The 13,134-nt window shown below is 35.2% G+C and carries 9 protein-coding genes; 2 read left to right on the forward strand and 7 right to left on the reverse strand.

Translation table 11 applies throughout. The features are described from left to right. The first annotated feature begins 8 nt into the window (after nt 1-8). Nucleotides 9-767 carry a 23S rRNA pseudouridine(2604) synthase RluF gene (rluF, locus tag ZA05_RS09105; protein ID WP_053991388.1) on the forward strand — a complete coding sequence of 253 codons (759 nt, stop codon included), beginning with the start codon at nt 9-11 and terminating at the stop codon, nt 765-767. 61 nt (nt 768-828) lie between these two features. Here rluF and folD read toward each other — a convergent pair whose 3' ends face one another. From folD to ZA05_RS09140, 7 genes are all read right to left on the reverse strand, one after another. After that, nucleotides 829-1,713 (reverse strand): bifunctional methylenetetrahydrofolate dehydrogenase/methenyltetrahydrofolate cyclohydrolase FolD, encoded by an 885-nt coding sequence (folD, locus tag ZA05_RS09110; RefSeq protein WP_053991389.1) that lies wholly within the window; start codon nt 1,711-1,713, stop codon nt 829-831. A gap of 44 nt (nt 1,714-1,757) precedes the next feature. Further along, nucleotides 1,758-2,129: a four helix bundle protein gene (locus tag ZA05_RS09115; protein WP_053991390.1), complete on the reverse strand. Its 372-nt coding sequence runs from the start codon at nt 2,127-2,129 to the stop codon at nt 1,758-1,760. A gap of 42 nt (nt 2,130-2,171) precedes the next feature. Continuing rightward, nucleotides 2,172-3,500: a signal recognition particle protein gene (ffh, locus tag ZA05_RS09120; protein WP_053991391.1), complete on the reverse strand. Its 1,329-nt coding sequence runs from the start codon at nt 3,498-3,500 to the stop codon at nt 2,172-2,174. A 253-nt stretch (nt 3,501-3,753) separates the two neighbouring features. Next, a complete protein-coding gene (locus tag ZA05_RS09125) occupies nt 3,754-6,720 on the reverse strand; it encodes a DUF6493 family protein (protein WP_053991392.1) in 2,967 nt (988 codons plus the stop codon). Between the two features lies 1 nt (nt 6,721). Next, nucleotides 6,722-8,065 (reverse strand): SWIM zinc finger family protein, encoded by a 1,344-nt coding sequence (locus tag ZA05_RS09130; protein ID WP_053991393.1) that lies wholly within the window; start codon nt 8,063-8,065, stop codon nt 6,722-6,724. Nucleotides 8,066-8,152: 87 nt separating this feature from the next. Continuing rightward, on the reverse strand, nt 8,153-10,174 hold the full coding sequence (locus ZA05_RS09135; protein ID WP_082333731.1) for a WG repeat-containing protein: 2,022 nt from the start codon (nt 10,172-10,174) through the stop codon (nt 8,153-8,155). Nucleotides 10,175-10,430: 256 nt separating this feature from the next. Then, nucleotides 10,431-12,389, reverse strand: a complete 1,959-nt coding sequence (locus ZA05_RS09140) for a hypothetical protein (RefSeq protein ID WP_157514635.1) — start codon at nt 12,387-12,389, stop codon at nt 10,431-10,433. Nucleotides 12,390-12,548: 159 nt separating this feature from the next. Here ZA05_RS09140 and ZA05_RS09145 point away from each other — a divergent pair, with 159 nt between their 5' ends. Next, nucleotides 12,549-13,067 (forward strand): RNA polymerase sigma factor, encoded by a 519-nt coding sequence (locus ZA05_RS09145; protein ID WP_053991396.1) that lies wholly within the window; start codon nt 12,549-12,551, stop codon nt 13,065-13,067. Nucleotides 13,068-13,134: the final 67 nt, after the last annotated feature.

Consider the following 13,134-nt stretch of genomic DNA (forward strand, 5'->3'; position numbering starts at 1 on the left):
TTTGCACCATGGAAGATCAATTGAAACGACTTAATAAATACCTCAGCGAAGTTGGCTATTGCTCAAGAAGGGAAGCCGATAAACTTATTGATGCAGGACGTGTGACCATAAATGGAGAGGTTCCTGAAATGGGTACAAAAGTAGCTCCAACGGACGAGGTGCATGTAGACGGAAAATTAATCAAAAATACCAAGGAGCGTTTTGTATACCTCGCTTTCAACAAACCTGTTGGCATTGTATGTACTACCGATACCCGAGTTGAAAAAAACAATATCATTGACTTTATAAATTACCCTAAACGTATTTTCCCCATAGGAAGATTGGACAAACCCAGTGAAGGACTGATTCTATTGACCGACGATGGAGATATCGTGAACAAAATTTTGAGAGCCAGCAATAATCACGAAAAGGAATATATTGTAACTGTTGACAAACCTATTTCACAAACGTTTGTCGAGCGCATGTCCAACGGTGTTCCTATTCTAGATCAAGTTACCAGAAAATGTAAAGTTGAAAAGTTAGGCAAGTATGAATTTAAGATTGTATTAACCCAAGGGCTCAACCGACAAATACGCCGCATGTGCGAGTATTTGGGTTACGAAGTAAAAACCTTAAAGCGTATAAGAATCATGAATATCAATCTTGATGTACCTCTTGGAGAATACCGTGAACTTACCAAAGAGGAAATGAACGGACTTGAAAAGTTGTTGCAAGGCTCAACCAAAAGCTATACCCCAAAACCACCAACAAGACGCAAAAACCCTTAGATATACATAATAAAAAAAGGAACTCAATGAGCTCCTTTTTTATTATGTATTAGCAAAACTTCTATTTTGCTGCTTGATGTCTTTCTCTTGCCAATAAGGTATTTTTAAGCAACATCGCAATTGTCATAGGTCCTACACCACCTGGAACAGGGGTAATATAACTTGCCTTAGGGCTTACACTCGCAAAATCCACATCACCAGCTAAACGGTAACCTGCCTTTTTAGTCTCATCTGGCACTCGTGTAATCCCTACATCGATAATTACCACGCCATCTTTAACCATATCACCTGTTAGATATTCAGAAATACCAATAGCAGCTACGATAATATCGGCACTACGAGTAATGTCTGCCAAGTTTTTAGTACGACTATGTACCACAGTAACTGTGGCGTCTCCAGCCTTACGCTTTTGGCTCATTAAGATACTCATAGGGCGGCCAACAATATGGCTACGTCCCATAACCACCACATTTTTTCCTGAGGTTTCTATATTATAGCGCTCCAGCAATTCCATAATCCCAAATGGAGTCGCCGGTAAAAAGGTAGGTAAATCCAAAGCCATTCTACCTACGTTTGTTGGGTGGAATCCATCAACATCCTTATCAGGATCGATTGCCATCAATACTTTTTGCTCATCGATATGCTTCGGCAAAGGCAACTGAACGATAAATCCATCAATATCATCATTTGTGTTTAATTCGTGGATTTTTTCCAATAAAACGGCCTCGGTTGTTTCTTCGGGCAAGTCTATCAAAGTTGAATTAAACCCGATTTTCTCACAAGCTTTAACTTTAGCATTCACGTAAGTCATACTCGCACCATCGGTCCCTACTAAAATTGCAGCTAAATGCGGTACTTTTTCACCATTAGCAATCATGCCCTGAACATCAATCGCTATCTCATCTTTAATATCATTGCTGATTTTCTTACCGTCTAAAATTGTCATATTATATAGTTTTCAGTCGCAGTTTTCAGTTTTCAGTTAAAAAACTAATGAACTTCAACTCCGAATTTTTCTGGATTATTAATCATATAATTTATCAATTTCCCAATCTCCATACATTCTTCAGACAATCCAGTATAGTCCTCTTGAGAAATATAGTTACAAGTCAATGCAAAATCTAACCAAGTATGTGTCTCAGAATTCTCCTCATCTGCATCTGTTAACTTACTAATAAAATGTCTAGGATACCTTCTCTTCCTGTAAGCTTCAGACAAATTAGCACAAACCGAACGAGAACTTCTTCTGACTTGATCTGTTAAAGAATATGTTTCCTCTTTTGGAAATGTTTTCGAGATTTCAAAAATTGACATTGCCAAATCAAATGCTTTTTGGTACGCCAATAATTTTTTGAAATCCATATTCTAAAAATTAATACTGTAAACTGTGACTGTTTACTGAATTTATCTCATATTCTTCATGGCCTGCATCATGCGTTTACCGCCACCGCCTTGCATCATCTTCATCATTTTGCTCATTTGGTTAAATTGCTTCAGCAATTGATTAACCTCTTGAACCGATGTTCCAGAACCTTTACCTATACGTTTTTTACGACTGGCATTGATAATTGAAGGGTTAGAACGCTCTTCTGGAGTCATAGAATGAATGATCGCTTCAATTCCTTTAAAGGCATCATCATCGATATCTATATCCTTCATCATTTTACCTGCACCAGGAATCATCCCGATAAGGTCCTTCATATTACCCATTTTCTTGATTTGTTGAATCTGCTTTAGGAAATCATCAAACCCGAACTGGTTCTTTGCAATTTTCTTTTGAAGTTTACGTGCTTCCTGCTCATCAAACTGCTCTTGTGCACGCTCAACCAAGGACACAACGTCTCCCATCCCCAAAATACGGTCGGCCATACGTGAAGGATAGAACACGTCTATGGCTTCCATTTTCTCACCTGTACCAATAAACTTGATTGGTTTATTTACAACAGACTTAATTGAAATAGCAGCTCCACCACGAGTATCCCCGTCTAATTTGGTAAGGATAACCCCATCAAAGTTCAATACATCGTTAAAGGCTTTTGCCGTGTTAACCGCATCTTGACCAGTCATGGAATCTACCACAAACAATGTTTCTTGTGGTTGGATAGCACTATGGATGTTTGAGATTTCGGTCATCATGGCCTCATCTACTGCCAAACGACCCGCGGTATCGATAATTACCACATTAAATCCGTTGGCTTTTGCATGGGCAATACCGGCTTGAGCAATAGCAACCGGATCAGGATTTCCCTTGTCGCTATAAACCTCAACATTAATCTGCTCCCCAACAACGTGCAACTGATCAATCGCCGCTGGACGGTAAACGTCACAGGCAACCAACAATGGACGCTTGGTCTTTTTATTTTTAAGGTAATTTGCTAATTTTCCTGAAAAAGTAGTTTTACCAGACCCCTGCAAACCGGACATTAAAATAACGCTAGGGTTTTCAGATAGATTTATTCCTTCGGCATCACCTCCCATTAACTCGGTCAATTCATCCTTGACCAATTTCACCATTAATTGCCCAGGCTGTAGAGATGTCAATACATCTTGCCCAAGTGCTTTTTCTTTTACACGATTGGTAAATTCTTTGGCTATCTTAAAGTTAACATCGGCATCCAACAACGCACGTCTTACCTCTTTAAGGGTTTCCGCTACATTGACTTCGGTAATACTTCCATGTCCCTTAAGAACGTGTAAGGCCTTATCTAACTTTTCACTTAAATTATTAAACATATTATTCCTGAAATTTTAAGAAGTGCAAAGTTAACAATTTGTAGTATATTAAGGAAGTAAACCTCTTAATTCTAAAAGAAAAAAGGGCTGCTATGGCAGTAGGTATTAAAAAACTTGTACTATTGGGTTATCAAACAAATTAGAAAAGCTGTCAATTCAGGTATTGTCACACAAAATTTCGAAGCCGACTCTTCTTTAATTCTTAAGAAGATTTTTCCATTGGATTGCTTTTTACCTCCCTTTTACATTCCGGCTATGGCTCCACTACTGCCATTTCAATGGTTTCTATTTTATTAATTAATACTTTAAGAGTTGTTGATTGTCTCCAACTTTCCAGTTTTTCTTTTGACAATACACTAATTTCAATTTCCGGGAATGAAAGCTTTAACTCTAAAAATATTTCTAATAATTTCTTGACTCCCCTTATTGGAGTATTATTCATATTGCCAATCATATCATTCAAAAGATAGGCAAGAGCTTGATTGTGCTTTTTTGAAACATTAAAAAGACTAGCCGTTAATAGATCTGTAAATCGCTTAAGTGGTGCATATTCCCCATTCTCCAACTTACCCAAAATTTGACCAACTAATTTGTTATTTATAATGCCATGATTATTTGCTTTAATCCATATTTCTGCAGAAAGTTCTCTAGCCACTTTATCGCTACACAGTAGCCCAGTGGCCAAAAACAAATAGGTTGACTCATGAAAATCATCTCTGTACCATATTTCATATAATCCTTTCAATAAATTTACCATGTTTTTTTTGCTAGTTTCATCAAAAAAAGTAGATTCCCTTAAGTTTTTATGAATGACATGACTTAAAAACATGCTGGAATTATTTGGTGAAAGAAATAAAAATTTCACATCATCATGAGGCTGGATCGGGGTATAATATTTCTGCTTTTTAAAGAGTATATAGTTGTAGATACTACTAACCTCTATCATTTTCTTCCTTTTATTAAATATTCCTACGATTGAAGAGACTATTGATTCAGGCTCCTTTTTCTGAATAGTAAAATCCTTAAGACACAACTCCTTTCTTATCATCATTTTCTGCACATACCTTCTGGTTGCATAATCATAATCTTTATAGAAATGTTCTCTTGGACCGCAATCCCAGTTATACCCACCCATTTCCTTTTGTAAAGAATTTGCAAGAAACTCCTGAAAGTACTTAATGTCAGTATCTATATTTTTGCTCAATACACTTTGAATCCATAACTCCGGCCTCAATATATTAGCTTTTTGAATGTTTAATTGGTTGAAATGATACTTCAAAACGTTTTTAATATCATCATCTACTATGCTTGTGATATTCTCAATAACATCTTGTGAATATTCATTTTTAGGCAGTCTACCAATAGCTATTTGAAAGTCGTATAAGTCAATTGTTTCATTTATTTCTTCATAGGATATAATTCTATCAATCAGGATTTTTGGAGCAATCCAGCATGGGGAATGAGTTGGAGAAGAAAGCAACCCCAAATTCAGACCTCTCTTAATCAAGGATTTAGATTTTATAAATAAGGAATGATGTATTTGATAAATATAGTCTGGAATTGTCTGATGTTCAATCTCTTTCAAATTATTCTCATAATGAGATTTGTAAAAGCGTTCTTTTTTAAGCTTTTTGACTTTTTCTCTTTTAGCCTTTGTAAAACTTGTCAATTCTAAAGGATATTCACTCATCAATATTTCAGCAAAATCATTGATATAACAAGCGGCTTCTGATTCCAAATTTCCAATACGGCTATTCCAGTCAAAATTTAAAGATAGATCTAAAGAACGCTTAAATATTGGTTCTAATTTAGCTACATTATCCTTGTTTAAAAGCAGATAGAGTTTTGGCAAACAACTAAGCAGGAGGTCTATATGATAGACCTCATTATTATCAATAGATTGGCTTACAAAAAAGATTAAATCATCCAATGAGTCCAATTTAGGTACCTCATTTTCTTTTGATATAATTTTGAGTTCTTCTAATTCATGATTTTCTTCTTCGATTTCTTCTGAATCGACAATATATTCATTTAAAACTTCCTTTGATGAATGGAACAGGCTATCAGTATACAAACAAACTTCATCTAGCAGCTCTTGTTTCTGAGGGTTACCGTATTTCGCTATTATTTTGGCAGCTCTCAGTTGTATTTTTTCATCAACATTTATTAAAGCTTCTGCCGCTTTTTTACAAATTGAAATACTTGAAGATTTATTAGTTTTAGCAATTTTCTCCAAAATCATTAAAGTTGAATTAACTACAGATTTTGTTTCAGAGTTTAACAAAATAGAAGCGTTTTCAATGAATACTTCAGATTTAAACTTCTTTTGATTCGCAACTAATTTAAAATACTTTAAAACCGTATTTATTACTTTAGAGTATGGGGAATTTAAAGCAGCTAAAAACTCATTTTGCAAACCTAATATTTCATCTATAGAAGGATTTAGTTTAATTAATAAATCAAAGAACCAACCACTAAGAGTTTTATTAAACCCTTTGGTTGAAGTATAAATAGTTGCTATTAACACCCTTTCCCTATCAAGTCTATTCTCAACGGTTAAATTACTGATAGTATCAATCCAAATATCCCTTCCTCCTTTATAATTTTCAAGGTGTAAATAGTGGTAATAATTATTAATTAAAGATACTTCTTCAAAAAGCAACCATATATGCTCCTCTAAGGTTTCTTTATACTTATAAAGGACTTCTGGCCTGTAAAAACTTCTATTTTTACCATCTTCCTGTTTTCTTTCAATAATACTATCAGGAAGTTTGGCCAATATTAAAGCACGAGATGGGATTAACAGTTCCTTTTTTTTCAAAAGCATCATCTTTTCATAAGACAGCCCCCAATGCAATTCTTCATTAATCAGGTCTCCATACCACTTTGGAGTATACCAAGGGATAATATTATTTAGATAATCATCATTTATAGACAGTTGACTAACATTAAAAAAAACTTTTTTTATATCTGTTTTATTGAAACAAACGTAACACGCTTTGCTCACAAGATCTCTTTTAGCGTCAGAGTGCATAGGCTTTGAAGAATAGGATATCCCCCATTTTGTTTTTTCCTCTATACTATAATGTTCGAAAATTTTTTCTTGAAATTTTTTCAAAAAGGGAACTAGCTCTCTTTTATCCTTTGGTGTTAGATTTTTTAAAAAAGGGATAATGTCTTTTTCCTGAAGTACAATGCCTTCCAATTCTTTTTCAAGCATATTATTTGGTTTTTGCTTTTTTCTTTACAGCTAAAATGTGCTTACAAGCTCCTCTTTCCCCTTGGTTTTTACTAAACCAAGTACAAGTACACTTTTGAAAATCTCCTTTCACAACAACGTAATGTTGAATACCGCTTCCCTCTACTTTAGCTTCTATTTCATTATCCCCTTTTAAGGTAATCAAAACTTTATCTTCTTCTAAAAGCTTTTCCGCTCCCTTAAGCCGAGGATTCAATGATAAAATCCTATCAAGTTTAAAGGGTAATCTTCTATAGAAAAATCCATTTTTTGACAAGTCATAACCCAACAATCCCATAGCAGATAATTTGGTAGATAGCATTTCAACCTTTGAAATGTCTATTCCCTCTTCAAAGGACAACAATGCAGGATTAAACTCTTGATTTGCATAAGAATAATTATCAAACGCTAGTATTAAAGAACTAGGCAAATCTTCTATCAAGGACTCCAACACAGCACCTTCTCCTGAAAACCCCCTCCAAAAATCCCTAGAGACAGAAAAGACAAAATTCAACTCATCAAAGCATAAAATAAAAGTTACCGCCTGCATATCCCTGTGTGGAAATACCTTCAACTCTTTTATTAGAGGTATTAAGGGCTGAAGAAGTTTCAATCTATGAATTCCTCCTATACAAGCGGCATTAGAGGCCTTTAAAGGACTAAATAAATATTTGCTACCACGCTTAATTAAAAAGTAATCTGTCTTTACTTTTCCTGCTGGGATAGTTTTGAAGAGTTGAATAGCCTGAATCTTATTCATGGACAGGGCAAAATCAGACTCAGAAAAGTAGTGTTGAACTGTTGTAAGACCTTTAATCCATTTGCTTGGCAAGGGTACTTTTCTTTCTACAAAACTTTCTCCTCCCTTGTGAAATGCAACCTCTTCCCTACCAATAGATAAAACGAGGTTATCGTTCTTTTTAATTTTTCCCAACTCTGAAATTAAAGGCGTATTGAAGTCTACATTTGTAGTACCATTTTCTAAGAACTCACCCTCTTGTCCATTTTCCAACACATCAACTCTAGCATAGACCCCAGCACAATGAGAAAATCCCTCAAATCGTATTTGATTGTTCCCAGCTGTTACTATGGGGTCTTTTAGCAAAGCCAATTGAAATGGAGATAAATTAAAACTTGATTGAACTGTATTTGACAATGCTATTAGGCATCTTGACAACTCATAAGGGTTATTTAACTTTCCCCAAAAAAAACAAGGTGAATTTCCCCTGTTCACCTCACTGAATTTTGATAGAAGCAGGTTTTCTTTACCTTTTTTCCTTTCTAAACTCGAAGGTGAATTATATTTATAGTTTAATGTTTCTGTCATCCAAATTAAATTTAAGGTCAACTAATGGTCTAGCTGTTATAAGCAATCTCAATTGCTTGTAGTATCTTTTGCAGTTTTTTGTAATTATTAATCATAGTATGGATCCATAAGGCCTGTAGGAAGATAAGGCGTTTTCCTCCAAAATTGCCCTGGATTTATGCTCCCATAAAATTCATTACTGTAAAGGACACTGTTTTCCTTTTGGTCCTTCTTTTTTCTATAAAGTAATTCTGCTCTTAATTTTGTATTGAATTCTCCTTCGTACTTTGGTATTACGAACTCCCAATTATAATTTGGAGGCAGAAATAGAGAATGATAGCTATTGCCACACCAACTACTAGGTAAATATTCAATATCCTTCCATTCCCCATTCTTATTCTGGGCCTGTATTTTCAGATAAAGTCTACTGTCCTGAGCTTTAAAGAAAATAGTATCTTGCGAAGTGTTGGCTACATACATTTTCATACCATCATATTTTTGCCAATATTTCTCCCTTTGGAGAGGATTTACAATCATATTCAACTTACCATTTTTAAATTTAGTAGAGTTGGAAATAAGCTTAAAGTCATTTCCAGAACCACCCCAGCCACCGAAACCAGCCAATTCTTCTTTATAAGGAGATGAGGCATAAAAGTACCCCCTATTCATATAATCGATATTGACCCCTCCATGGGATACCTGTTCTATTTTTTTCTCCCGCCAGACATAGTTTCCCTGTTTATCAATATATCCCATTCGGTCATCCTCCATTACATAAATCAAATCCTCGGTAAATTCAGAAAAGTTAATATCATGAAACTGGGGATTTATAACCTGCCCTGTAGAGATATTCCAAAAACCATAGCGATATGAATATTTATCACTATCAACGCTGATATCTTCCTTAATAAAAACGATTTGACCTCTCCAATACAAATCACGATAACCAAAACCAATATCTTTAGGCTCCACTACATATTTTCCCATCGTATCGATAGCCCCCCATCCCTTTTCTGTTTCCACTAATTGAATTCCATTTTGGAAAAGATATTCTGAGTTGCCACCATAAGTTTCGTAAAGAATTTCCTGATACGGATGTTGATTTAAAATTTGTCCTTTTCGGTTAATCAGGTACCAATCTTCATCTATGGTTTTAACAAATGCCCTATTATTACTAAATGGAGTAATGTCCTCCCAATTATCGTTGCTAAAGATGATATTCCCTTCAGAGTTAATTACCCCCTTGTAACTAAATCGATCATTTGATGACCAAACATCAACTGTGTCAGGATCTACGGAATATATATCCACCGTAGCAAGGCCTTCAGAAAAGTGCCCACTTCCATAATCAAAATGCCATTTCTTAGCTGGAACTACAAATCTTAATTTCCCGCTTGAATCAATAACTCCTTTATGGTCATAATAACCATTTTGACGTTCAACAAACAATTCCACTTTGGCATATCCATTCCTAAACGGGGATATACTCTTATAATCTCCAAAAGGAACAATAATCTCTCCCTTGGAGTTTATAACTCCAGTTTTAGAAGTAGGATTTACCTTATCATTATTTGGATAAGTTTCGTGCTTTCGACTTGAAACAATTGAGAGCTCATCTGAAAAAGGTCGAATTCTTTTGTAAATGGTATCAACAAGAAATTGGCCCTCTCTATTTATTATCCCATAGTTTTCAGCCTTTGTAATTACAATAGAAAAATCATTTGTTCCAAAGCCATGTATTTCAGAAAAGTTGTGTTCAAAGGTTATTTTCCCTTCTAAATTGATATAGTACGGTTTTCCATTAATATAAACTTTGGCTTGTCCTTTCTGAAAAGAATAAGCAACATCGTATTTTGGTTGTATTACAAAATCACCTGTCTGATCAATATAACCATACGTTCCATTAAGTCTAACTGGTGCAAGTCCTTCCGAGAATTGTCCGGCTGAACGAAATTTAGGTTCTACTATGACCTTTCCAAGAGAATCAACATATCCCCAAAGTTCATTTTCAATAATTGGATAGAGTTCTTTTGTCCGCTCATTTACATTTTGAGCGTTTAACTGACAACTTAAGGTCGTGGCTGTCAGAAAAATTGCCAGTATTTGTTTCATTTTTTCTATTAATCGCATCAGTTTAAGTTAGATTACTAACGCGAAGTTGGTTGGTTTAAATATAGTAAAAGGAAAATGACTTTTTAATTTTACAAGTAATTTATAGAAAGAAAATTCCTAAAAAAAATAAATCGCATATTGTATTTTACTTTTCAGAAATAATTATGAGGGGTATAAAAAGCTAAAACAATTAAATTCGAACTTTACGTATAAAAAAAGAGATTGCTATGGCGAGCAACCCCTTTTTACAACCTAAAAACTAAAAAAAACTATCTTACTGACACTCTTTAACGAGGGTCATTTTGCCTCCACCGCCAAATTCGATCAACAGCAATTCCTCTGAAGTACATTGGGCAACCAGCCAATAATTATAAAATGGCTGATCTCCCCCCAAAATATCAAGCTTAACTGTGTTATAATTACTCATTGAGGTAATCCAGGTACCAATTGAAGTTTCTTCTCCCTCCAAAACAACCAATTCCTGATTCTCGTTAAAATATAATTCATAACCTAAAAATTCAGGAGTTGCACCAGTCCCCCAATCCTCAAAATCTATCACTTTCCAATGGCATTCCATTAGATAAGAATCCACTTGCTCTTCAGAACATTCTGAAGTATAACAATTTTCCAAAAGCAAAGTAACTTCAAACACCTCGAAGTCATCTCCTCCTGCTAATTGCACGCGAGCATAAACAGTATATCCATACCCCTCATAAGGAAACTCTCCAGGATTATAGTTGACTACATTTGAAATTGGATTGATAAAGCTTTCAGCATCTACCATAGATACAAAATAGCTTAGCTCAACATTATCTTGATTACAATCTGGGTAGGTAAAATTTAAATTGAAGGTTGTGTAACCGTCAAAATATGGCGTTTCTTCACATTGTGTCAAAATAGTATCTGAAAAACACTCAAAAATGGATTCATTTTCGCAATTTTGCATTAAAGTCAATGCAGTGTCGCCATCCATAAACAACACCCCATCTTCCTCACATTCCAAAAGTTGCCAAACCCCATTATAGGTATCCACCTCATTAAGGTTAATACTTAAAAACAATTCCCCTTCTTCCAAGGTGAGCTCCCAAGTGCCTTCATCGTACACTTCTTCTTCGTTTAACAATGTTAATTGATTATCTGTATTGAACAAAAAGACAGTTGACGAAGGTGGATAGTTATTTAAGGCTGGTATTTGGCTACATTCCATTAGCAACTCCTGTATGGTTTCCAAATTACAATCCGAAGTGTCTTCACATTCTCTTTCCAACACGATGGAAATTTGTGCATCCCCGACTGTTTTCACCAATTCAAAATACTCCTCTCCACAATCCACAACTAACCAATCCCCTCCCAAATCCTCAGAGAAAGCCGTCAAATCCGACAAAGTTACAATCACACCTTGGTCCGACATAGAGGTTTGCCAATTGCCTCCAATAGCTACCGTTGTATCTCCATCCTCAATAGACAAAGTTCCATTTTCATCCAAGTAAATTTTCAATGATTCAAAATCATCTGAACCATTATAGCTTTCTACTTCCCAATAACAAGTTGTTAGGAGTTCATCAACCTCAATTCCGGAACAGGTATCATCATTACAGATTTCAGCAGCATTTTCAATAGTCTCAAGCAGAGCTTCGTTAGAAGCTATTTCAACTTCATCTCCAGTAGGCAATACCATTGTGATTGGAAAATTTATACTAGCTAACAGTTGTGCATCGTTAGACAACTGTAATTCCTGAAGAAATTCATATAGTTCCCAATCACTTTCTAAAGTCACTGTTTCGGTAGCTTGGGAATTGCAATTGTAAATAGAAAATGATATTGGGTAGACAAAATCAATGCAATCAATGACTTCCAAAGCCTCTTCACAGGTTTCAATCCACAGCTCCAATTCCTCATCATTGTTGATCACTATTTCCGAATAGTCATTAAGCAGAATGGTTATTGGATAAAGAAACTCCAAAGTATCATCATCCTCATCAAATTCATCAAAAATCTCCAATATTCCCTGTAAATCTTCCAAGGTATTAACGGTAATAGACGTTTCATTGACTATCACTGTTACAGGCAAATCAACCGACAGGCAGCTAGCATTATCCAAAATATCATCCAGGGTTCCGTCGTTTGCAGAAGTCAACGCCATGACACTTACTAAGGTTGCATCAAAATTCACAACATCTGCCGTATCAGGTTGGTTGGGTGCCACATCTTCCTCTTGACAAGATGTGGCCATGATAAGGGTTAAAAGGCAAAAAAAGGTGTTTCGAAAAAATTGGTTGGTCGGTAATTTCATCGTTAGCAAAATTTATTTTCATTTATAAAACAAGAAGGTACAAAAAATTCCTACCGTTAATATTTATTTTTAATAAGTTTATGGGCTGAAAATCAAACTATGCCCAAACAATTACATGACAACATCTGTGCCGAACACCTGTTTTCGTCGTTGTTTAAGAAATACTCAAAAGATTTACACGATTTTTTGTATTACAAGTTTGGGGACCGTTTGAACCCTAAGGACAAAGTTCAGGATGCCTTTATCAAACTTTGGGAAAATTGTTGTAAAATCCCTCCCAACAAAGCCAAAAGTTTCCTGTTTACTACAGCAAATAATTTGATGCTCAACGAGGCTGCCCATCAAAAAGTAGTCCTCAAGCATCAACAAACAAAACCCAAATCGCATACCTCGATTACCCCTGAATTTTTAATGCAGGAGGAAGAGTATTTAAAAAAACTTGAAAAGGCATTAAGCAACCTAACAGAAGCCCAAAGAGTAGCATTTATGATGAACAGAGTTGAAGGCAAACGCTTTAAAGAAATTGCCAAGATTTTGGGAATTTCCACCAAAGCTGTTGAAAAGCGCATATATGGTGCTCTAAAAAAATTACAAGAAGACATAGAAGGATTTAAATAATACACCTGCCCCAACTATTTCAAGATATCGGGTAGGAAATTGGGAAGACTAATTGTTATATAGGTGT

The organism is Mangrovimonas sp. TPBH4, assembly GCF_001280505.1.
GTDB lineage: Bacteria > Bacteroidota > Bacteroidia > Flavobacteriales > Flavobacteriaceae > Mangrovimonas_A.